The organism is Achromobacter sp., assembly GCF_032113835.1.
In the GTDB taxonomy this organism is placed as follows: Bacteria; Pseudomonadota; Gammaproteobacteria; order Burkholderiales; family Burkholderiaceae_B; genus Achromobacter.
Map to the genome: position 1 here is coordinate 26,697 of NZ_DAMCTG010000035.1, position 21,069 is coordinate 47,765.

Annotated in this window: 25 protein-coding genes; 7 read left to right on the forward strand and 18 right to left on the reverse strand. The window is 67.6% G+C overall.

The annotated features are described in order from the left end of the window. Nucleotides 1–223: 223 nt before the first annotated feature. The 3 genes from RT697_RS14135 to RT697_RS14145 are packed head-to-tail and all read right to left on the reverse strand — an operon-like array spanning nucleotide 224 to nucleotide 2,075. A complete protein-coding gene (locus RT697_RS14135; RefSeq protein ID WP_313699667.1) occupies nucleotides 224–520 on the reverse strand; it encodes a pentapeptide MXKDX repeat protein in 297 nt (98 codons plus the stop codon). A gap of 40 nt (nucleotides 521–560) precedes the next feature. Beyond that, complete coding sequence (locus tag RT697_RS14140) at nucleotides 561–1,349, reverse strand: molybdopterin-dependent oxidoreductase (protein ID WP_313699669.1); 789 nt, start codon at nucleotides 1,347–1,349, stop codon at nucleotides 561–563. Nucleotides 1,350–1,358: 9 nt separating this feature from the next. Beyond that, complete coding sequence (locus tag RT697_RS14145) at nucleotides 1,359–2,075, reverse strand: cytochrome b/b6 domain-containing protein (protein ID WP_313699671.1); 717 nt, start codon at nucleotides 2,073–2,075, stop codon at nucleotides 1,359–1,361. 142 nt (nucleotides 2,076–2,217) lie between these two features. On the opposite strand from RT697_RS14145, the gene RT697_RS14150 reads away from it, so the two are divergent. Continuing rightward, nucleotides 2,218–2,937, forward strand: coding sequence for a response regulator transcription factor (locus RT697_RS14150; protein WP_056570500.1), 720 nt, complete (start codon nucleotides 2,218–2,220; stop codon nucleotides 2,935–2,937). Further along, nucleotides 2,934–4,427, forward strand: coding sequence for a HAMP domain-containing sensor histidine kinase (locus RT697_RS14155; protein WP_313699674.1), 1,494 nt, complete (start codon nucleotides 2,934–2,936; stop codon nucleotides 4,425–4,427). Before RT697_RS14150 ends, RT697_RS14155 begins: the two co-directional genes overlap by 4 nt. 6 nt (nucleotides 4,428–4,433) lie before the next feature. Here the strand turns inward: RT697_RS14155 and RT697_RS14160 are convergent, their stop codons facing one another. The 7 genes from RT697_RS14160 to RT697_RS14190 form a co-directional block, all read right to left on the reverse strand. Continuing rightward, nucleotides 4,434–7,004, reverse strand: coding sequence for a PEP/pyruvate-binding domain-containing protein (locus tag RT697_RS14160; RefSeq protein ID WP_313699676.1), 2,571 nt, complete (start codon nucleotides 7,002–7,004; stop codon nucleotides 4,434–4,436). After that, complete coding sequence (locus RT697_RS14165; RefSeq protein WP_313699677.1) at nucleotides 7,001–7,648, reverse strand: helix-turn-helix domain-containing protein; 648 nt, start codon at nucleotides 7,646–7,648, stop codon at nucleotides 7,001–7,003. The genes RT697_RS14160 and RT697_RS14165 overlap by 4 nt, the downstream gene beginning before the upstream one ends. Nucleotides 7,649–7,793: 145 nt before the next feature. Next, nucleotides 7,794–8,753 (reverse strand): DMT family transporter, encoded by a 960-nt coding sequence (locus RT697_RS14170; protein ID WP_313699678.1) that lies wholly within the window; start codon nucleotides 8,751–8,753, stop codon nucleotides 7,794–7,796. 78 nt (nucleotides 8,754–8,831) lie between these two features. Further along, nucleotides 8,832–9,698 carry an AraC family transcriptional regulator gene (locus RT697_RS14175; protein ID WP_313699679.1) on the reverse strand — a complete coding sequence of 289 codons (867 nt, stop codon included), beginning with the start codon at nucleotides 9,696–9,698 and terminating at the stop codon, nucleotides 8,832–8,834. Nucleotides 9,699–9,731: 33 nt separating this feature from the next. Further along, nucleotides 9,732–11,030 carry an RNA polymerase sigma factor gene (locus RT697_RS14180; protein WP_313699681.1) on the reverse strand — a complete coding sequence of 433 codons (1,299 nt, stop codon included), beginning with the start codon at nucleotides 11,028–11,030 and terminating at the stop codon, nucleotides 9,732–9,734. Then, nucleotides 11,027–11,434, reverse strand: coding sequence for a VOC family protein (locus tag RT697_RS14185; RefSeq protein WP_313699683.1), 408 nt, complete (start codon nucleotides 11,432–11,434; stop codon nucleotides 11,027–11,029). Before RT697_RS14185 ends, RT697_RS14180 begins: the two co-directional genes overlap by 4 nt. Nucleotides 11,435–11,473: 39 nt before the next feature. After that, on the reverse strand, nucleotides 11,474–11,887 hold the full coding sequence (locus RT697_RS14190) for a YciI family protein (protein ID WP_313699684.1): 414 nt from the start codon (nucleotides 11,885–11,887) through the stop codon (nucleotides 11,474–11,476). 218 nt (nucleotides 11,888–12,105) lie between these two features. Here RT697_RS14190 and RT697_RS14195 point away from each other — a divergent pair, with 218 nt between their 5' ends. Beyond that, entirely contained in the window at nucleotides 12,106–12,258 is a 153-nt protein-coding gene (locus RT697_RS14195; protein WP_175121829.1) for a hypothetical protein, read from the forward strand. A gap of 27 nt (nucleotides 12,259–12,285) precedes the next feature. Here RT697_RS14195 and RT697_RS14200 read toward each other — a convergent pair whose 3' ends face one another. The 6 genes from RT697_RS14200 to RT697_RS14225 all read right to left on the reverse strand — a co-directional run bounded on the left by RT697_RS14200 (nucleotide 12,286) and on the right by RT697_RS14225 (nucleotide 16,175). Continuing rightward, nucleotides 12,286–12,639, reverse strand: a complete 354-nt coding sequence (locus RT697_RS14200; protein WP_313699686.1) for a YciI family protein — start codon at nucleotides 12,637–12,639, stop codon at nucleotides 12,286–12,288. A gap of 93 nt (nucleotides 12,640–12,732) precedes the next feature. Continuing rightward, the gene (locus RT697_RS14205; RefSeq protein ID WP_313699688.1) at nucleotides 12,733–12,924 is read right to left on the reverse strand and encodes a helix-turn-helix transcriptional regulator; all 192 of its coding nucleotides are present in this window, start codon (nucleotides 12,922–12,924) and stop codon (nucleotides 12,733–12,735) included. Beyond that, nucleotides 12,921–13,307 carry a hypothetical protein gene (locus RT697_RS14210; RefSeq protein ID WP_313699703.1) on the reverse strand — a complete coding sequence of 129 codons (387 nt, stop codon included), beginning with the start codon at nucleotides 13,305–13,307 and terminating at the stop codon, nucleotides 12,921–12,923. Before RT697_RS14210 ends, RT697_RS14205 begins: the two co-directional genes overlap by 4 nt. Before the next feature lie 145 nt (nucleotides 13,308–13,452). Then, nucleotides 13,453–14,541 (reverse strand): flagellar motor protein MotB, encoded by a 1,089-nt coding sequence (locus RT697_RS14215; RefSeq protein WP_313699689.1) that lies wholly within the window; start codon nucleotides 14,539–14,541, stop codon nucleotides 13,453–13,455. Further along, nucleotides 14,538–15,419, reverse strand: a complete 882-nt coding sequence (locus RT697_RS14220) for a MotA/TolQ/ExbB proton channel family protein (protein ID WP_313699691.1) — start codon at nucleotides 15,417–15,419, stop codon at nucleotides 14,538–14,540. The genes RT697_RS14215 and RT697_RS14220 overlap by 4 nt, the downstream gene beginning before the upstream one ends. Nucleotides 15,420–15,599: 180 nt before the next feature. Then, nucleotides 15,600–16,175 carry a GNAT family N-acetyltransferase gene (locus RT697_RS14225; protein ID WP_313699692.1) on the reverse strand — a complete coding sequence of 192 codons (576 nt, stop codon included), beginning with the start codon at nucleotides 16,173–16,175 and terminating at the stop codon, nucleotides 15,600–15,602. Nucleotides 16,176–16,284: 109 nt separating this feature from the next. Between RT697_RS14225 and RT697_RS14230 the strand changes: the two genes are divergently transcribed. From RT697_RS14230 to RT697_RS14240, 3 genes are read left to right on the forward strand one after another with little or no spacing between them, the layout of a single operon-like run. Further along, nucleotides 16,285–18,135 carry an NYN domain-containing protein gene (locus tag RT697_RS14230; RefSeq protein WP_313699693.1) on the forward strand — a complete coding sequence of 617 codons (1,851 nt, stop codon included), beginning with the start codon at nucleotides 16,285–16,287 and terminating at the stop codon, nucleotides 18,133–18,135. Between the two features lie 37 nt (nucleotides 18,136–18,172). Beyond that, on the forward strand, nucleotides 18,173–18,679 hold the full coding sequence (locus RT697_RS14235) for a DUF523 domain-containing protein (protein WP_313699694.1): 507 nt from the start codon (nucleotides 18,173–18,175) through the stop codon (nucleotides 18,677–18,679). Continuing rightward, the gene (locus RT697_RS14240) at nucleotides 18,669–18,986 is read left to right on the forward strand and encodes a hypothetical protein (protein WP_313699696.1); all 318 of its coding nucleotides are present in this window, start codon (nucleotides 18,669–18,671) and stop codon (nucleotides 18,984–18,986) included. Before RT697_RS14235 ends, RT697_RS14240 begins: the two co-directional genes overlap by 11 nt. A gap of 105 nt (nucleotides 18,987–19,091) precedes the next feature. Here RT697_RS14240 and RT697_RS14245 read toward each other — a convergent pair whose 3' ends face one another. Then, a complete protein-coding gene (locus RT697_RS14245; RefSeq protein WP_313699698.1) occupies nucleotides 19,092–19,712 on the reverse strand; it encodes a hypothetical protein in 621 nt (206 codons plus the stop codon). 229 nt (nucleotides 19,713–19,941) lie between these two features. On the opposite strand from RT697_RS14245, the gene RT697_RS14250 reads away from it, so the two are divergent. After that, a complete protein-coding gene (locus tag RT697_RS14250; RefSeq protein WP_313699700.1) occupies nucleotides 19,942–20,541 on the forward strand; it encodes a helix-turn-helix domain-containing protein in 600 nt (199 codons plus the stop codon). A 27-nt stretch (nucleotides 20,542–20,568) separates the two neighbouring features. Here RT697_RS14250 and RT697_RS14255 read toward each other — a convergent pair. Next, nucleotides 20,569–21,069: tripartite tricarboxylate transporter substrate-binding protein (locus tag RT697_RS14255; protein WP_313699701.1), on the reverse strand; the 501-nt coding region annotated here is incomplete at its 5' end.

Below are 21,069 nucleotides of genomic sequence, written 5' to 3' on the forward strand. Positions count from 1 at the left end.
CAGGCGCTCGCGCCATTGGGCGTCGGTGAGCGTGTAGGGGAAGGTGGCGGCGGGCGCGGCCGCTGCCGCCGGGCCGCTGCGGATGGCCAGCAGCGGGGCCAGCCCGGCCGCGGCCGCGGCGGCGCTGCCCAGGCCCAGGAAGTGTCTGCGATTGAGGTTCATGGCGGTTTCCGTGCGGGTTCGATCAAGGGGGAGCGGCGGACGCGGTCCTCCCCCCGGGGGTTCACTTCTGCATGCCGTCCTTGGACATTCCATCCTTGGACATGCCGTCCTTGCTCATGCCGCTTTTCGACATGGAATCCTTCGACATCGACCCCTTGGACATGCCATCGCGCGACATCGAATCCTTCTTCATGCCATCGTGCGACATGCCGTCCTTCTTCATGCCGTCCTGCGCCGGCGCTTCCTTCGACATGCCGTTTTTGCTCATCCCTTCCTTGCCCATGGTGTCGGCGGCGTGGACGGCCGTGGCGCCAAGGGCCAGGCACAGGGACAATGCGGCGGTGGTGAATTTCTTCATGATGCGTTCCTTTTGACAGTGAAAAAAAGCGGGAAATCACCTAGCTGCCGCCGAACCAGTTGTAGCCCTGGTCCTCCCAGTAACCGCCCGGGTAGGTGTTGGTGACGAAAATCGCCTGGATGTGCTTGGGGTTTTTGTAGCCAAGCTTGGTGGGCATGCGCAGCTTCATGGGGAAGCCGTATTCGGGGGGCAGCGTCCGGCCGTCGTAAGTCAGGGCCAGGATGGTCTGCGGGTGCAGCGCGGTGGGCATGTCGATGCTGGTGTAGTAGTCGTCGGCGCACTTGAAGCCGACGTACTTGGCGGACACGTCTGCGCCCACGCGCTTCAAGAATGCCGAGAACGGCACACCGCCCCATTTGCCGATGGCGCTCCAGCCTTCGACGCAGATGTGCCGCGTGACCTGATCCACCTGCGCCATGGCGCGCAGCTCGTCCAGCCGCCAGCGGCGCTTGTCTGCCACCATGCCGGTGACTTCCAGCCGGAACGACGCCTCGTCCACCTGCGGCACGTCGTCGATGCCGTAGAAGGCATTGAAGGGAAACGGCCTGGTGATCATGGATTCGGGATAGGTCGGCGCGAGCTGGGCCGGGTCGAAGATCCAGCCCTGCACGCGGTCGTTGAAGCGGGAGACGGCCGACAGCGCCTGTTCGACGCTCTCGTCGTCGGACAGCGAGCATCCGGACAGCATGGCCAGGCCGCCCAACGTCAGGCCGCGGCGCAGGAAGGCGCGGCGCGAGGGCTGCTCGACGCGTTTGCCCAGCAGTTTTCCGGCTTCGCGCAGGATGGCCGGGGCGTCCAGGCCAGGAAAAAGGCGGCGTTTTTCAGTCATGGCAGGTTCCTATTTGCCGCGGATCATGGTGAGCAGGCTGCGAGGCACCAGGGCGACCATCGCCAGGTGCACGGCGACGAAGCCGGCCAGCAGGGCCATCGCGAAGAAATGCACGCGCCGTGCGGCTTCATAGCCGCCCATCAGGTCGCGCAGCAGGTCGAATTGCACGGACTTCCACAACACGAGTCCGGACAGGATCAGCACGGCGATGTCGGCCATCACGAAGAGGTAAGCCAGGCGCTGGACCTGGTTGTAGTGGCGCGGGTCGGCGTGCGAGAGCCGGCCGCGCAGCGCGGCCAGCAGGTCGCGGATCACGCCGCCGGGGCTGACCGGCAGGAATTTGCGCCACAGTCGGCCGGTGGCGACGTTCAGCGCCAGGTAGAGCAGGCCATTGGCAAACAGCAGCCACATGCCGGCAAAGTGCCATTGCAGCGCGCCGCCCAGCCACCCGCCCAGCGTGATGCTGTTGGGAAACGTGAAATCAAAGAACGGCGCGGCGTTGTAGATGCGCCAGCCGCTCATGACCATGATGACGACGGCCAGCCCGTTCAACCAGTGCGTCACGCGCAGCCAGCGGGGGTGGATGACGGGGGACGCCCCGGAGGGCGCTGGTTGCCTGGCCAGTTTTCGTGCAGCCGGCGCCGAGGCAACGGCCGCCGGCGCGTCCGGCGGCGTGGCTACCGACGCGGCAAGCGGCGTATTGTTGAGGGCGGGTCGGGCCAGCATGGCGGTCTCCGGTGGGCTGTCGATGGAGGCATTCTTCCTCCTGGCCCATACCGAAGTCCTCACGCAAAGTTAAATTAATTGTGAACTTTGCCCCGCGCCGATTGGCGACAATAGGCGCATTGCTCACGCCCCAGGTTGCCCCATGGATACGCCCCGCCGCGTACTGATAGTTGAAGACGACGCCCACATCGCGGAACTGCTGCGCCTGCATCTGCGCGACGAGGGCTATGCGGTCGAGCACGCGGCCGACGGCAACGAGGGCATGCGCCTGCTCGAAGAAGGCGGCTGGGACGCGCTGGTGCTGGACCTGATGCTGCCCGGCATCGACGGCCTGGAAATCTGCAAGCGGGCGCGCGCGATGGCGCGCTACATCCCCATCATCATCACCAGCGCGCGGTCCAGCGAAGTGCACCGCATCCTGGGCCTGGAACTGGGCGCGGACGACTACTTGGCCAAGCCGTTTTCGATGCTGGAACTGGTGGCGCGCGTTCGGGCGCTGCTGCGCCGCAGTGACGCCATCGAGCGCAATGCGCGCCAGGACGCGGGCAGCCTGGCCGTGCATGGCGTGTCGATCGATCCGATTGCCCGCACGGTCGATGTCGACGCGCGCCGGCTGGACCTGACGCCGCGCGAATTCGATCTGCTGCACTTCTTTGCGCGGCATCCGGACAAGGTTTTCTCGCGCATGGATCTGCTGAACCAGGTGTGGGGCTATCAGCACGAAGGCTATGAGCACACGGTCAATACCCACATCAACCGGCTGCGCACCAAGATCGAGGCCGACCCGTCCAATCCGCAGCGCATCCTGACGGTCTGGGGCCGCGGCTACAAGTTTGCGGCGGCGCCCGGAGTGCAGCCATGAAGCGATTCACGTTGACCCAGCGTCTGTCCGGCGTGTTTGCGCTGCTGCTCCTGGCGTGCTGCGGCGCGTCCGCGTGGCTGCAGATCGCGGCCAACTCGCGCTATGAGCAGGAGGTCGTGCAGCGGCTGTCCAGCGGGTTGGCGCAGCACATCGCCGGCTCCACTGAACTGATGGACGCGGGCGGCTGGAAGCCCGATGCCGTGCGCTCGATGTTCGACATGCTGATGACGGTGAACCCGGCGGTGGAGGTCTATCTGCTGTCCAACGACGGACGCATCGTCGGCGACGCCGCGCCGCCCGGACAGATCAAGCGCGAACGTGTGGACCTTACGCCGGTCAAGCGTCTGCTGGCCGGCGGCATGCTGCCCATCACGGGCGACGACCCGCGCAGCCTTGACGCGCAAAAGGTGTTCAGCGCGGCGCCGGTGCGCGTGGATGGCCGCGAACAGGGCTACGTGTATGTGGTGCTGCAGGGGCAGGCGCACGATGCGCTGGCGATGGACGTATCGCGTACGTCGGTGCTGCGCACGACGCTGTGGTCGATTGCGCTGGTGGCCTTGCTGGGGCTGGTGGCCGGGCTGGCGGCGTTTGCGCTCATTACGCGGCCGTTGCGGTCGCTGACGCGTGCGGTGCGCGCCTTTGACGGCGACGACGGCCAGGCGCTGGCTGCGCTGGAGCTGCCGGCGGATCAGGCGGCGCGCAACGGCGACGAGATCGCGGTGCTGCGGCGCACGTTTGCGCAGATGGGCCGGCGGATCTCGGATCAGTGGCGCGAGTTGACGCGGCAGGATCAGCAGCGCCGCGATCTGGTCGCGAACATTTCGCACGACCTGCGCACGCCGCTGACGTCGCTGCATGGCTATCTGGAAACGCTGCGGTTAAAGGACGAGACGCTCGATCCGGCCGAGCGCCGCCGTTATCTGGACATCGCGCTGGCGCAAAGCCGCAAGGTCGGCCGGCTGGCGCAGGAACTCTTTGAACTGGCGCGGCTGGAGTCCGGGCTGGTCCGCCTGGAACCCGAGACGTTCTCGCTGCCGGAACTGGTGCAGGACGTGATGCAGAAGTTCGAACTGGCGGCCGAGGCGCGCCAGCAGCATCTGACCACGGACATTGCGCAGGCGCTGCCGCCGGTGCGCGCGGATCTGGGGCTGATCGAACGCGTGCTGACGAATCTGCTGGACAACGCGATCCGGCATAGCCCGCCGGGCGGCCAGATTGCATTGCAGCTTGGCCTGTCGCGCAACCGGGTGCAGGTGCAGGTCAGCGACTCCGGGACAGGCATTCCGCAGGCGTTGCGCGCGGGGCTTTTCACGCGCGCGTCGGCGCTGAACCGTGGGCCGGGCGAGGCCGGCGGGCTGGGACTGGTCATCGTGCAGCGCATCCTGCAACTGCACCAGAGCGAGATCCGGCTGGTGGACGGGGCAGGCGGTGGCGCGGTGTTTCAGTTCGAACTGGCGACGGCAGGCCAGGCGGCGGCAAGTCAGGGGTAGCCGACGTTAACCCGGAATGTCCTCCCGCAGCCGGGTGACGACGCCTTTCACGGCATCGACTTCCAGCATGTCGCCCGTGGCGACCCCTTGCAGCACCCCGTGGACGCTGACGACGGCCGGAACGCCGAACTCGCGCGCCACGATCGCGGCGTGCGACAGATAGCCGCCGACCTCCATCACTACAGCGCCCGCGCGCAGGAAAAGCGGCGTCCACGCGGGGTCGGAAGACGCCGCGACCAGAATGCCGCCGGCGGGCATGGACAGGCCTTCGTCCGGCGTGCGCGCCACGAACGCGCGGCCGCGTGTGCGTCCGCCTGCCACCGGCGTGCCGCGCCAGGAATCGCGCGATGCGGTCGCATCAATCGCGGTTATTGGCGCAGGCGGTGCGGCGTGGTCAGCGTGTTCGGTGATGACGTCAATGTCCGGCAGCGCGGCCCATGCCTGCAATTGCGCACGCCGGGCGGCTGCGCGCCGGCCCAGCGCCGCGGCATCCATCCGGCCATCCGCCAGTGCAAAGATCTCGGCCGCATTCAGATGAAAGATGTCGTCGGCGTTCGCGAGTCCGTCCGGGCCGTTGTTGCGGCGTCCCAGTTCCAGCGCACGCTTGCGTGCCACGGCCAGATACGCCACGAGCACGCTGCGCGCGGCCTCGCGCTGGTTGCCTTCCAGACGGGATGCCGTGAGCAGCTTCGCGGCCAGCGGCCGCTGCCAGAAGGGCAAGGCGCGGCGCACGCGTTGCCACGCCTGCCGCGCGGCGTCGTCCTGCCGGGCGCGCAGGGCGGCGGGATCGGCGCCGATCAGATTCAGGATGCTGTCCAGCAGATAGCCGGGCGCTTCGCGCCAGCGCGGATTGCGCAGATAGGTCTCGTAGACGGCGCGGTGGCCATAGCGATGCAGGAAGTCGGCAAAGGCCTTCTTGAACCGACTGTCGTCGGGTAATGCCCCCGCCCACGCGGCATCGTCGCGGTTCGGCGCGCGCAGCCAAGCGAGCGCCTGGGCATCGTGTTCGGCCAATTGCGCCAACGCCATGAGCGCATAGCCTTGCTCGGCGGTCACGCTGGGGGCGCCGCCCGCCATCAGCGCGGCGGTCAGCGCGTGGCCTTCGGCGGGCACGGCTTTTTCCACCATGTCGAGCAGCTTGGACAGCGCACCGCCGCCTGAACCCTGCAAGAAGAACAATTGATCCGCAGCCAGAACGGCCTCGAACTGTTCGCGCAACTGCGCGCCCAGGTCGGCGTCGGCGCCGGGCAGCGGCGCGTCCAGCCATTCCTGCGCCCGGGCCAGAAGCCGGGGCAGATCGGTGGCGGCCTGGCGGCGCAGCGGCGCGGCTCGGCGCAGATAGCGCACGATGCGCAGTCCATGCCGCAGCCGCTGCGCGGCGGTGACCGGCGGCACGCGGATCTCGGGCTGCGAGCCGCCCAGCAACGCGTTCATGTCGCGGGGGCTGACGCCCAGCGCGTCATGGCCGACCCATTGGATGACCGAGGCGTTCAGGTAGGCGCGCCCCTGAAATAACGCGGCAAGCGGCACGCCGGGCAGCGTGGTGTAGCCGCTCAATTCGAAGCCGCAGGTCAGCATGCGCTGGGCCATGACGCGGCCCGCATCCCATTCCAGCGCCGACATGGCGTGCGGCAGGACCTCGCGGGTGTTGCCGCGCGACCAGTAATCCGGCTGGCCCTGCAGCGCGGGATAGGTGTGGCGCGCCGACGCGGTCACCGGCCGCGCCTGCACGATCCAGAACCGGTCGCCGTCCCGGGCCCATTCAAGGTCGTACGCCGCGCCGCTGTAGTCCAACGCGCGGGCGGCGTCGCGGGCAATGTCGCCCAGCGTCTCGGCCTGCGCGTCCGTCAGTACGGCTTGCGCGGCGCGGGCGGCGGGCGTGTCGGTCAACTGCGTGCCTGCACCGCCGGCGGCGGGTTGCGTGGCGTGACGCTTGGCGCCGATGCGCCGTGAGACGACCGGCCAGGCTTGGCGCAGGTAGTCTTCGCGCAGGTGGTATTCGTCGCCGTCCGCCTCGCCGTTCACGAGGGATTCGCCCAGGCCCCAGTTGGCGTGGATGACCATCTCGTCGTGGCGGCCCGTGGCGGGGTCGATGGTGAAGGCGATGCCCGATGCCTGTGCTTCGATCATCGGCATGACGACGACCGCCATGCCGCCCGCGCCGTCTGCGGGCAAGCCGAAACGCTGCCGGTACGCCTGCGCCTGCGGCGTCCACAGCGAATCCCAGATGCGGCCAAGCGCCTGGACGGCGGCATCGGGCCCGCGCACGTTCAGACAGGACAGATGGATGCCGGCGAACGACGCGCCGGCGGAATCCTCTTGCGGCGCCGACGAGCGCAAGGCCAGGGGACGGTCCAGCCAGCCGCGTTCGTGCAGCGCCTGGTAGAGGGCCTGCGCCACGGTGGGCGGCACGTCCTGGCCGGGCTGGTGTTCGACACTGGCCTGGGCCGCGAGCACGAAGCCGTCGGGCACCGGCACGCCGAATTGCGCCATGCGGCCCAACTGCCAGCCCTTGCCGCCTGCGGCTTGCGGACCCGCGTGCGCCGCGGCCGCCCAGTCCAGCACCAACGTGGTCATGCGGCGCGCCCCGCCGTGCCATTCACAAAAAGGGCGATGGCGGCGTCGAATTCTTGCTGAAGCGATGCGCCGGGCTGGTCCAACCAGCGCAGCAGGGCGCCGAGGTAGAGGAATTGGAGGTGATGGGCCAGCAGCTCGGCGTCCATGTCGGACCGGGCCTGGTTGGCGGCCTGGGCGTTCTGGATCAGCGTGGCGAACACGCGGTGCAGGCCGCTGCGCGGATGGCGCTCGTCGTGTTGCGTGCCTGCCTGCATGGTGGCGAAGCGGTAGCGCAGATAGGGGCCGAGATAAGTGCGGTGCGATTCGGCCCAATGCGCCGATGCATGTAGCAACTGCGTCAGCCGTTCGGCGAAGGTGGGCAGCGCTTGAAGCGCGGGCCATAGTTCCGTCAGCGAGTCGGCGAGCTCGCCGTGGAAGCGTTGCGCCAGCAGCGCCTCCTTGACGGGAAAGTGGTTGTAGAGCGTGCCCTTGGACACGTCGGCCTGCGCGGCAATCTGCTCCATGGTGACGGCGTCGTAGCCGAGTGCTTCGAACAGGCGCCAGGCGGTCTGCGAGAGGTGGTCGAGCGTCTGTTGGCGCTTGCGTTCGCGGCGGCCGGTGTCGGCGGCGTCCGCGCCGGGGAGGAGGAAATGAGAGTCGAGCATGGTCCGGCTGATATTAGACGATGTCGAAAATTATACGTCGTCTAATAATGCGGTGTTATTCGGACGCGGACGGCGGTCTGATCGCAGACTGCATTCGGCCAAACAGCGCTTGATCGCCATCGCCGGTGGACGACATGCCGCCGAATCACACTGCCGCCGCGACCGGCTCCGGCTTCACCCGCACGGCTTTCAGCACCCCCACCATCAGGCATCCGATCCCGACCAGCGTCAGCGGTTCCGGCATGGTGCCGCGCAGCATGAAAGCGTAAGCCAGCGCCGCCAGCGTTTCAAACACGATGAGCTGGCCGGCCAGCGCGGTCGGCAGCCGCTGGCTGGCCTCGTTCCAGCACAGCGTGCCCAACCAGGAGGCGAACAGGCCGATGGCGATCATCAGTCCCAGAAAGACGTCCGGACGAGGACCGAGCGGCATGTCGAATGCGCTGCCCGCGGCCGCCATGCCGGCCCACAGCACGCCATAGCCCGCCAGCGCCAGCGGCAGCGTGGCAACGCCCTGCGCGGTCGCCCAGGTGCGGGGACTGCGGCCGGGATGGTTGCGCAGCCAATCGGCGTTGCGCAGCGGATACCAGGTCCAGCAGGCGACCGCGACCAGCGCGAGCAGCGCGCCGATGGCGTAACGCGAGAGGTCGGCATTCGCGTCCTGGCGCAGCGCCTGCAATTCCACCTGGTTGACGCAGGCGATGCCCAGCGCGATGAGCGCAAGCGACGGCGCCAGCCGCTTCCACGGCAACCGGCCGTCGCGGTGCGCATTGCGCAGGTTGGCGCTGATGGCGATGACCACGGGCAGCGTGCCGATGATCATCGTGGGCACGGGGCCGCCCGCGCGCTGGATGGCGCTGGCCAGGCACAGGTAATACAGCAGGTTGCCGATGGCGGCGAGCTTGAGCGCCTCGATCCAGTCCGCGCGCGTCAGAAGGCGCAGGTTGCGGCGGTCAAGCCAGGCGAGCGGCAGCGCGATCAGCCCGAACGCCAGATAGCGGGCCACCGATTGCAGGGCCGCCGGGTATTCCGGCAGCAGCAGGGGCCCGACGAACACCAGCCCCCACATCAGGCCGGCGGCCAGGGCGTAAAGGGTTCCAGCCCACATACATCGCTCCAGATCATGAATGCGGGCAGTCTAGCCAAGCGGGCGGGGCAAATCTTGTACGAGATTGCGGAATGGAACCTAGCCGCGCGTCTGTTTTTGATACCGCGCCGGCGTGACGCCGTAGCGCCGCGAAAACGCGCGCGTGAGGTGCGCCTGGTCGGTCAGTCCGGCCGCCAGCGCTACCTGCGCCGGCGCAACCCCCTCCGCCAGCAGGCGTTTCGCCTCGTACAGCCGCAGCGCCATCAGCATCTGCTGCGGCGTGGCGTGATGGTGGGTCTGGAAGCTGCGCAGGAAATGGAAGGGGCTCAATCCGGCCACCGCCGCCAGCTCATCCAGCGTCAGGCGCCGCGACAGGTTCGCGCGCAGATACTCGATGACTTGCGCGAATCGCGACGCGCCTTCGGTGACGGCCGGTCGCGGCACGCCAGCATGACGGCGGAATTCGCCCAGCAGCGTGTGCAGCGCGCTGTCGAACGCCAGCGGTTCGGATGCGTGCCACAACGCATCCAGCAACCCCGTGACGCGCTGCGCGCCGGCGGGATCATGGCCGACCGCCGCGCCGAACCACCAGCCGGATTCGCCCGTGACCCGCGCGGCGACGTCGGGGTCGATGTAAGCCATGCGGTATCGCCAGCCGCCTTCGGTTTCGGCGCGCCCGGTGTGCAGTTCGTCCGGATTCATCAGCACCAGCGATCCGGACGGCGCCAGGTGGTCGGCGCCCCGATACCGGAACCGTTCGACGCCGGATTCGATGGCGCCCAACCCGAAGGCCTCGTGCGTGTGCGGTTCGAACGCGTGGCGGATGATGTGCGCGCGGTACAGCTCGACGCCGGGCTGATGGGCCGCGCGGCGGAACTGTGCGCGGTCATTGGGATGGTCGAACGCCGCCGGCACGCCCGTGATCGGGGGGGCGGCCGGATCGGGGATGGCGGCGTTGCGTGGCATGCCTGGAATTTAAGCACGCCGAGTCCGGCCCCCTCAATCGCCGCTGACGTTGCCCGTTTCCCCGGACATTTCCCGCGCGCGTGCCAGCAGCAGCTCGCGTTCACGGGCGTTGCGGGTCATGCCGGCCGCGCGTTCGAATTCGGCGCGGGCTTCGGCCTTGCGGCCCAGCTTGGCCAGCAGGTCGGCGCGCACGCTGGGCAGCCAATGGTAGTTCGCCAGCGACGGCTCCGACGCCAACTGGTCGGCCAGATCCAGGCCGGCCTGCGGACCGAAAGCCATGCCGATCGCCACGGCGCGATTCAGCGCCACCACCGGCGACGGCGCGACCTGTGCGAGCGCGTCGTACAGCGCCACGATGCGCGTCCAGTCGGTTTCCTCGGGCGTGCGGGCCCGCGCATGGCAGGCCGCCAGCCCGGCCTGCAGCGCGTAGGCGCCTCGCGCAGCGCCCAGCGCATCGGCCCGTTCCAGCGCCGCCAGTCCGCGCCGGATCAAGAGCGGATCCCAGCGACGGCGGTCCTGCTCCATCAGCAGCACTGGCCGGCCCTCGGCATCGGTGCGCGCGTGCAGACGCGACGCCTGCAGTTCCATCAGCGCGACCAGGCCATGCGCCTCGGCCTCCGACGGCGTCAATTCCGCCAGAATGCGGCCCAGACGCAGCCCTTCGTCGCACAGGCCCGGTCGCATCCAGTCGTCGCCCGACGTCGCGGAATAGCCTTCGTTGAAGATCAGGTAAATGACTTCCAGCACCGAGGTCAGGCGCGGCGCGCGGTCGGCGGCTGACGGCACCTCGAAGGGCACGTTGGCGGCGGACAGCGTGCGCTTGGCCCGCACGATGCGCTGGGCGATGGTCGATTCAGACGCCAGGAACGCGCGCGCGATCTCGGCTGTGGTCAACCCGCCAAGCAGGCGCAGCGTCAGCGCCACTCGCGCCTCGGTGGACAGCAACGGATGGCAGGCGGTGAAGACCAGCCGCAGCAGATCGTCGCCGATGTCGTCCTGGCGCGCCGCATCCAGCGCGTCCACGAAGTCGGGCTCCACGTCGGCCTGCAAGGCCTCCAGCTCGTGGCCGATCTGCTCGTGCTTGCGCGTGTGCAGCGCATCCAGCCGCAGCCGGTCGCGCGCACGGTTCTTCGCGGTGGTCATGAGCCATGCTCCCGGATTGTCCGGCACGCCTGTCTGCGGCCAGCGCTCCAGCGCCGCGACCAGCGCATCCTGGGCCAGCTCTTCGGCCAGCCCCACGTCGCGCACCAGGCGCGCCACCCCCGCGATGACGCTGGCGGCTTCGATCCGCCAGACCGCCTCGATGGCGCGATGCGTGGCCGCCTGCGTCATGCGCCGCCCGCTTCGCCCGGCACCATGTAAGCGAACTCCCAGATGTGCCCATCCAGGTCTTCGAACCCGTGCGCGTACATGAAGCCGTGATCCTGCGGCGCGCGCGGCGCCGAACCGCCCGCGGCGACGGCCCGCGCGACCAGGTCGTCGATCTCGGCACGGCTTTCGCAGGATAGGCAGACCAGCACTTCCGTGGTCTGCGTGGCGTCCGCCACCGGCTTGCCGGTAAAGCCCTGGAAGAAGTCCTTCACCAGCAGCATGACGTAGAGGTTGTCGCCCACGACCATGCAGGCGCCCTGGTCGTTGGTGAAGTCGGGGTTGAAGGTGTAGCCCAGCTTCTTGAAGAATTCCTGCGACTTCTGCATGTCGTTGATGGGCAGGTTGACGAAGATCTGCTTGTGCATGGCGTGTCTCGCTTGATGGTTCAGGGTGGTAAGCAGGGATCAGACGCTGGGCGTCGGCATCTGGCGGAAGCGCTCGACTTCCTTGCTGGGCTCGAAGTCATCCAGTTCGAATACCTGGCGCACCTCGACCTCGCAGTCCTGGCCGGGGAAGGGCGTCGGAAAGCGCATCGCCCATTGCATCGCCTCTTCGCGGGAGCGCACCTGAATCATCGTGTAGCCGGCAATCAGTTCCTTGGTTTCGGCGAACGGCCCGTCGATCAGCTTGCGTTCGCCGCTGCCGTCGTACCGCACGCGCCAGCCCTTGGACGTCGGGTGCAGGCCGTTGGCGTCCAGCAACACGCCGGCCTTGACCAGGGCTTCGTGATAGGTCGCCATCGAGGCAAGCAGGCTGTCGTCCGGCATCTTGCCGGCTTCGCTGTCGGGCGTGGCCCGGACGATGATCATGAATCGCATCTGAGGTCTCCTGGGAAGGAATCGCAAGGCCGAAAGGGGCGCTTGTACAGGTACGACGAACGACGCGGCGCGGAATCGACAATCTCATCGCCTGCCTAGGGTAAACACCGAGTCGGACGGGTGTTTCGTGGTCCTAGCACCCGGTTACGAAGGTCCAGGCCTTGTTGCAGGCGTGTCCCATACACTCGCAGCGTCCTTAACCACCCAGAAGCAACGCCATGAAAGTTCTGTGCAGTCTTGCCCTCATCGTCTCCGTCCTGTCCGGCTGTGCCGTGTACACGCCGCAAGGCTCCGTGGTCGTCGATCCGCATGATGGCGGCGGCCGTGGCGGCTTCTGTCCGCCCGGACAGGCCAAGAAGGGCAATTGCTGATCTGGCTGTGGCCGGCCGCCAGTCGCGCTACATGAAGCAGGGGCCCAACTCTCTGACTTCAACCGTGGCCCATTGCGCGGCCGGGCATTCGGCGGCCAGCGCCAGCGCCTCTTCACGCGATTCGCAGGTCAGCAGAAAGAATCCGCCGATCATTTCCTTGGCCTCGGCGTAGGGGCCGTCCATCAGTTGGCGGTCCCCGTCGCGCACGCGCAGGCGCACGCTTTCGGTATCGGACTTGAGGGATTCGGCGCGCGTGAGCAGGCCGCGCGATTGCAGGGATTCGGCGTAGCGCACCATCTGCGCATAGGCCTCGCGCCCCTCTTCGGGCGTACGCTGGGCGCGTTGGCCCACCGGTTCAACGATCAGCAGCATGTACGGCATGGGGACTCCCGTTGCGGACTGCGGTCGCCGCGAGCGGCGGGTCCGCTAGGTTAACGCCGATCCCCGAGTCCGCGCCATGCCGGAAAGACCGCCTCAGCCTTCCTGAAAGATCGACTCGATGGTCGTTTCAAACACGCGGGCGATGGCGAAGGCCAGCGGCAGGCTCGGATCGTAGCGTCCCGTCTCGATGGCGTTGACGGTCTGGCGCGAGACGTCCAGGCGTTCGGCCAGCGCGGCCTGGCTCCAGCCGCGCTCGGCGCGCAATTCGCGGATGCAGTTTTTCATCGATGGCGCAGCGTGTCGACGATGGTGGTTAGCGCCCAGACCCCGCCCATCAGCGGCCAGACCACGAACATGCTCAGTTTGGGAAACCCGGCGATTTCCAGGAACCCATAGGTGAACGTGACCCCGGCGGTGACGGCGGCGGCGATCGCCAGATGTTCCAGCGTGGTCTTGCGGATGAACTCGTCGGACTGGCGCACGGCGCGCACGACGGCTCGCAGCGCCAGCAGAAACGCCAGCATGGGCGTGAGCAGCACGACGGTGCGCAATGCGCCGGGCTGCATGTCGAGACTGAGCCGCAGCGCGCCTGCCAGCAGGACGGCATACAGCGCCATCGAGAAGCCCAGTTCCTTGAAATAACGGCGCTTGGCCTGGAGTTGAGTCATGGGAATGCCCTTGTTGATGTAAAGCGTGCTTGACATTCTGGAGGCCGCGTCTCGATGTGTCAAGTGTCCTTTACATCTCTGGTGCACGGTAAGCCGGCAATAAAAAACCGGCTTGCGCCGGTTTTTTGAAGGGAGGGGACGCGGATCAGGATTGCGCCGGTGCGGCGGGCGCGGGCGCCTTCATGGCGTTCGCAGGCGCTTTGGCGTCCGACGCAGCCGCTTTCGCCGTGGACGGCGTTGCACCCGGCTTGGCCGGTGCGGCCGCGGGGACCGCAGCTTGCGGCGTGGCGGCCGGCTTGCTGGCTACGGGCGCCTGCGGCGCGGCGGCGGTCTTGGCCTGCGGCGGCGTGATGTCCATGATGAGCTCGACGCGGCGGTTCGCGGCGCGGCCGGCTGCCGTGTTGTTGGACTCGATCGGGCGCGTTTCCGCGTAGCCCACCGCGCGCAGCCGCTGCGGCGTCACGCCATCGCGCACCAGCTCGCGCAGCACGCTGGTGGCGCGGCTGCTGGACAGCTCCCAGTTCGAGGCGAACTGCTTGGTCAGGATCGGCACGGGATCGCTGTGACCTTCGACCGACACTTGGTAGTCGTTCTTGTTGAGGATGCCGGCTAGGCGCTTGATCACGTCCAGGCCCGCTGGGCTGAGCGTGGCCTGGCCCGAGGGGAACAGCAGCTCGTTGCTGATGCGAAAGCTGACCGACTGCTCGTTGACGATCACGTCCACCGAATTGCCCAGGTCGGCCAGGCCCAGCGATTCCTTGGACGGCGCGGTCAGCGGCGGGGCGGCCTCGGCCACCACGACTTCGTCGTCGGCCGGGGCGGGCGCGGCGGCCGCCGTGGCCGTGGCGGGCGCGGGCAGCTCGGTCCAGCTGGCCGGAATCTGCACGGTCTCAAATTCCGAATACTCGCCGTCGTACTTGGGCAGGCCTGTGGAGGCCAGCGTGCCGACCAGTTCGACGGGCTTCTCGGATTTGCCCGTGGCGCCGCCGTGCATGGTGACGGCCAGCATGACGACCAGCATCGCGAGCAGCAGCGTGATGAGGTCCAGGTAGCTCAGCAGCCAGTTCTCGGAATCCTGTTCAACGGCGTCCTCGACGTGCCAGCGCGCGTAGCGGTCCTGACGGTCGCTATCGCTGGGCCGCCAGCCGCTGGCCGCGGCCACTTTTTGCGCGCGTAGCTGCGCCTGGCGGGCCTGCTCGATCCGCTGCGCAAGGGAAGGGGAAATCAGGCTCATTGACGCGCGGCAGCGGGACGGGCGATGGACACGGGGGCGGCTGCGGGGGCGGTTGCTCCGGGCTTGACCTGGCCTTCCGTCTTGGTCTTGGGTTTGGCGTCGGCGCCGCCGTCATAGATTTCGTCTTCGACGTGCATGACGAAGGAATTCAGGGTCTCGCGCACCATGGCCGGACCACGCTTCTCGCACATCATCGAAATGCCCTGCAGCACCATGTTCATGGACTCGACGCGGCGCGCCGTGCGGCGTTCCAGCTTCAGCGCGATCGGCTTGCAGACCAGGTTGGCCAGCAGGATGCCGTAGAACGTGGTCATCAGGCCGATGGCCAGCTGCTGGCCGATGGTCTGCATGCTGCCGTCGCCCAGGACGGCCATCAGGTTGATCAGGCCGACTAGCGTGCCCAGCATCCCGAAGGCGGGCGCAAAGGTGGCCATGACGCGGAACATCTGGGCCTCGGCCTGTTCGCGGGCGCGCAGACGGGCGACGCGCCACTTCAACAGTTCGATGATCTGGTCTTCAGGCGTGTTGTCGATGATGAGCTGAACGCCCGTGCGCAGGAACGGGTTCGAGACCTTCTTGAGCTCGTGCTCGACCTTGTGGACGTCGGCGTTCATCCAGAGTTGCGCCATCGACACCAGTTCCTCGATGTCGCGCTGCTGGTCGTGCTGGTCGTTGCGGAACACCGTGCGCACCAGCTTGAAGACGCGCACCACTTCCTGCAGCGGGTACGCAATGAACAGCGCGGCGCAGGTGCCGCCCAGCACGATCGCCAGACCGGGCAGGTTGAAGTACAGGCTGGCATCGTTGGCGGACAGCGCCACCACGATGACCAGGGTGAGCAGGCCGACAACGGCGCCGATGACGGTAGACGGATTCATGGATCTTGCCCGAGAACATGGCATCCCACGCGCGGAATGCCGGATTGTCGGGAATTCTAGCCAGCGCACGCCCCGGTCAATTCGCCGGAAAGCGGGGCGAAATAGGCGGTAAGCGCCGGCTTAATCAACCTGTCATGCGGGCGGCGCGGCAGCGATTCTGGGGCGCAAATCGGGGACGGCCTAGGCTCGCCGAGCGGCGTCCTGCTGCGCCAGCCATTCCTCGCGGGTGATCTCCCAGATCTCGGCGGGATGGCGCCCGCAGACGAAGCCGCGTTCCTCGGTGCCCACAAGCCGCATGCCGCTGCTTTCCGAGATCCGCCGCGAGGCGGTGTTGGCGATTGCCTTGGGTGCGCGCAGCACGGGTTTGCCCAGCACGTCGAACCAATACGCCGTGACGGCCGCGCTGGCTTCGGTCATGTAACCCCGCCCTTGATGCGCGGGATCCAGCCAGAAGCCGCGGTTGTTGCCGGGCTCGTCATCCATCAGGCTGACGACGCCGATCAGCTGGTCTGGCTGCGCACGCGTGCGCACCGACCAATGCCATTGCGTTCCGCGGCGCATGGCGGGCAGGGCAGCGTTTTGCAGGAACTGGCGCGCGCCGTCGGCCGGGTACGGCCAGGGCACCTTGTCGGCCAGGAAGCGCACGACCTCCCATTGGGCAAACGTGCGCTGGATGGCGTCGGCGTCGTCCAGGGACAGGGCGCGCAACACCAGGCGGTCGGTGAATAGTTCGGGCGGCGGCAGGGTGTCGGGCATGGCGGCTCGGGTCGGATGAAGGGGGAGACCAAGCGGAAATGTATATCATGGGCGAATTCTGGCGGCGCGAGGTCTGATTTGGCCTTCCGACCGCGGCATTGGAGAGAACATGAACAACCCCAACGAAAACGTCAGCATGGCGCTTTTCTGCGACTTCGAGAACGTGGCGCTGGGTGTGCGCGACACCAAATTCCAGAAGTTCGACATCCGCCCGGTGCTCGAGCGCCTGCTGCTCAAGGGCAGCATCGTGGTCAAGAAGGCCTATTGCGACTGGGAGCGGTACAAGGAATTCAAGGCGCCGATGCACGAGGCCAATTTCGAGCTGATCGAAATCCCGCACGTGCGCCAGTCGGGCAAGAACTCGGCCGACATCCGCCTTGTCGTGGATGCGCTGGACTTCTGCTACACCAAGTCCCACGTCAACACCTTCGTCATCATCAGCGGCGACTCCGACTTCTCGCCGCTGGTGTCCAAGCTGCGCGAGAACAACAAGAAGGTCATCGGCGTGGGTGTCAAGCAGTCCACCTCGGACCTGCTGATCGCCAACTGCGACGAATTCATCTTCTACGACGACCTGGCCCGCGAAGGCCAGCGCACCGCCGAGGCGCGCCGCGACAACCGTGGCGCTGCCGCCCAGCGCCGCTCGCCCGACGAGGAACGCCGCCGCAAGGAAGAGCAGGACGCCCGCAAGACGCGCGCGGTCGAGATGGTCGTCGAGACGTTCGAGGCGCTGATGGCCGAGCGCGGCGACAGCGGCAAGATCTGGGCATCGGCCCTGAAAGACGCCTTGAAGCGCCGCAAGCCGGATTTCAACGAGTCCTACTACGGCTTCCGCGCGTTCGGCAATCTGCTGGAAGAGGCGCAGTCGCGCGGCTTTCTTGAGGTGGGGCGCGAAGAGAAGTCCGGCACGTATGTCTATCGAGATGGCTCGGGCGACGCGTCCTCGGACCCGTCTGGCGACACGCATGGCGCGACGAGCGCTGACGCGGCGGCCGATGCCGGCGAGGCGCCGAGCACTGGCGGCCGCAACAGTCGCAAATCGCGCGGTGGCCGCAAGACGGCGGGCGGCCGGACGGCTGGCTCGCACGGCGAGGGGTCGGAGCGGGAAACGGACCGAGAAGAGACCATGACCGCGTCGGCGAGTTCCGCCGAGGTTGCGGAGGCCTGGAAACAGCCTGACGCGCCGCAGCAGACGGAAGGCGGCACGGTGGCGGATGTGTCGCAGGCGCCGGGTCAGAATGATGGCGGCGATTCTGCCGACGGCGCGTCGCCGTCGCGCAGCGGCAGGAAGACGGATAACGGCCGGCAGGGACGCTCGGGCCGCCGGGGCCGCGGGTCAAGAACGGGAGATGATGGCCGGCAATCCGGAGATTCCGAATCGGGTGAAAATGCCGTTCAGCCGCGTGTTCCGGTCGAGGGGCAGGGACCGTCCGAAGGGAAGGTTTCGGCTGAACCGCAGGAATCGTCCGGGCGCCAGGCTCCGTCCGAGCAACAAGCTCCGGCCCGCAAGCGCGAAGACGCGGCGCCGCCCGCGTTCACCCGGCCGGTTCCCCCGCCGCCGCAGTCGGCTCTGGCCTCTGGCCCGCCACCCGTCGTGAATGTCGCCGATTGGACGTTCGTCGCGCCGCCAGCAAAGACCGAGCGGGAACGTGGCGGCGAGGCGCCAGATCCCTTCGCCGGCGCGCCGCGATCGTCCGCCGGGGGACGGTCGCAAGCGGCTTCCGAGCCCGCTCCCGCAACTGCTCCCGTAGCAGCTTCCACCCAGTCCACCGCCAAGCCGGCCCGTGGCGCCCGCAAGACCACGCCCAAGACGCAGGCCAAGCCGGAAAGCGCGTCCGCCCACACGGAGTCCGCGACGGCGCCCGCCACCGAGACCGGTACGGCCGCCAAGCCGGCGCGCAAGACAGCGGCCCGCAAGACGGCGCCGCGCAAAACCGCGAAGAAGGCCGACCCGGCTTAAGGTCGCGCTGCTGCCGATCCCCTGAAACCGCCGTCCCATGCACCCTGTTCTGATCAGCTCCTGCCTTCTGGGCAATCCCGTGCGGTACGACGGACGCGGCGTGCCTCACGGCGATGCCGTTCTGGCCCGCTGGCTGCAGGAGGGGCGTGTGGTGGCAGTCTGTCCGGAGGTGGCGGGTGGCATGCCGATCCCACGGCCCCCGGCGGAAATCGAGCCGGGCAGAAATGCGGCCTCGGTGCTGGCCGGCGGCGCGCGCGTGGTGGCGGTGACGGGCGAGGATGTGACGGCGCCTTTCCTGCACGGCGCGCACGAAGCGCTGGCGGCCGCGCAGGCGCGGGGCATCCGGATGGCCGTGCTGAAGGAGGGCAGTCCGTCCTGTGGCAGCGGCTACGTCTACGATGGCCATTTCGCACGCCGCCGTCAGCCCGGCATGGGCGTGACGGCGCAATTGCTGCGCGGCGCAGGGCTGCAAGTCTTCAGTGAACACCAATGGGCCGAAGCGGCGGCATTCCTGGCCGAACTGGAGGCAGGCGATGCTTGCTGAGGTTGGCGACTGGTTAGTGCTGGCCGGCGTAGCCGGATGCGGCTACCTGGCCTGGAGGGGGATCGTTCGCACCCATCGCGGCGTCGCGTTTGCCCGCGGGGCCGCGCTGGCAAGCCTGGTCCTGTCCGCCGTCTTCTTTTACGCCTGGTACGCGCAGTATCTGCGGTGGGAATTCAACGAGTTGGGACGCTACTACGATCCCATTGAACAGGTCGTCTATACCGACTCGGGATTCGTCTGGGTGCTGCCGGCTGGTGTGCTATTGGCCGTCGGCTTGATGTTCGCCTGGCGCGGCTGGCGCCGCTGAAGCTTGGCGTCAAGCGTGGCGTCAAGCGTGGCGTCAAGCGCGCCGGCCTGCAGCAAATGCAGGCCGGCGCGTCAGGACAGCTGGATATATCCGATACCGCGCCCGTCAGTTGGCGCGATATCCGCGGCTGGTCATGCAGGAATCCAGCGCGCGGTTATAGGAATCCACCATGATCTGGGTGGTCCACTGGGTGATGGTGGCGGGATCGTACCCGCTCTGGTTCACGGCCCAACGCTGGCAGTCCGTGGTGGCGTTTGCCTGGGCGACATTGACCGGGGGCGCGGACTCGTATTGCACGGGCGCGTACTGAGGCACCGGCGTCGAATAGGCAACCGGCGGCGCTTCGTAAACCGGGGCGTTGTAGACCGGCGCGGCTTCATAGACCGTCGTGCCATACACGGGCGCGGCGTACAGCGGCGGACTCGTGTAACCCACCCCAGAGGAATAAACCCCGGTCTGCACGTACGAAGGCCCCGAATTGGCCGCGAGCAGCAGCCCGACCGTCGCCAGCGCAAAGGCGCCGCCAATCCACCAACCGCTGGAACTGCTGCCACCGCCGCCGCCGTGATGATGGTGATAGCCGCTGCCATAGCCGCCACCATAACCGCCGCCATAGCCGCCACCATGGCCGCCCCAATTCCCGCCACGCCCGCCAGCCACTGCTGGCCCGCCGGCAACCGCCAGCGCCAACGCCGCAATGGCCACCCGGCCTGTAAACCGCTTCATGATCTTGCTCCTAAGCCGACCGGCGGCGGCACTGCGCCAGACGCCGGACGATAGGCGTACTTTACTGCTCGGGTGCGCCAATAAAGTGTCTCAAGCGATACGGGGATTTCAACTGATTTCAACCCTGACGAGACGGCAAGAGGGAGTCGCCGCCTGGACCGAAGTGCGACCATTTGATCCTGTTGCAGTGGCGGAAAGCGAGGATAGGTAGTATTTTTCCGCGATGATCATGGCACTACCCGATTCGGCACCGCAGGACAGGCGTCTCACCAAGGGAGAGCGCACACGGCTACACCTCCTGGCCGTCGCCGCGGCCGAATTCGCCGAACGGGGTTTCCAGCACACCCGGGTCAGCGACATCGTCGCCCGTGCGGGCGTCACCCAGCCCGTGTTCTACCAATACTTCACCAGCAAGCAGGCGGCCTTCGACGAGCTGGTGGGACTTTTCGCCCAGCGGCTGCGCCGGGCCATCAGCGAGGCACGGCTTCCCGGCCACCTGCAGGGCGAAGCCCTGGTCAATCGCATCCGGCAGGGCATCGGGACGCTGCTTGCCATCCTGCAGGAAGACCCAAACCTAACGCGCATCGGCTTTTTCCACGCCGAGGCGGCTGAGGCGCTCAAGGATGAACTGGTCATCCTGATCGCCGAAAACGTCAGGGCGGAGCAGCAGGCGGGACTTTTCCGGCCGGAGATTTCACCCGAGTGGTTCGGCCAGTCGCTCATTGCGATCATCGAACGTTTCACGCGCCAGATGCCCGACGTGGCCAACCAGCAGGCAGTGGCGGAGTTCATGACGGATCTGCTGCTGGATGGGATGCGCAGGCGGTAGGAATTCCGCCCTGCGCGACCGCGTCAACTACTCCACCCGCGCCCCGGAAGCCGCCACCACTTTCCCGGCCGCTTCATAATCCGCCTTCAGCAACTCCTGAAACTGCGCGGCAGACTTGGCTTCAGCTTCGACGCCCAGCGAAGCCAAACGCGACTGCACCTTCGGATCGGCCAGCACCTTGTTGACCGCCGCGTTGATCTGATCGCGGTCCGCGGCCGCGATGCCCGCCGGGGCCAGCAGGCCGAGCCAGGAATCGAAGGCGTAGCCGGGCAGGCCGCTTTCGGCGACGGTGGGAAGATCCGGCGCAAAGCGCGAACGCGTCTTGCCGGTGTAGGCCAGGAACGTGACGCGCGGGTCGTTGCGGTAGGCGGTCACGCCGATGGTGGCGGCCGTGACGGCCTGGACGCGGCCGGCCAGCAGTTCGGTCACGGCGTCGCCGGTGGACTTCATGGGGATGTGCTGCATCTGCGCGCCGGCGGCGGTCAGGAACGACGCCATGCCCAGGTGCGAGGCGCTGCCGTTGCCGGC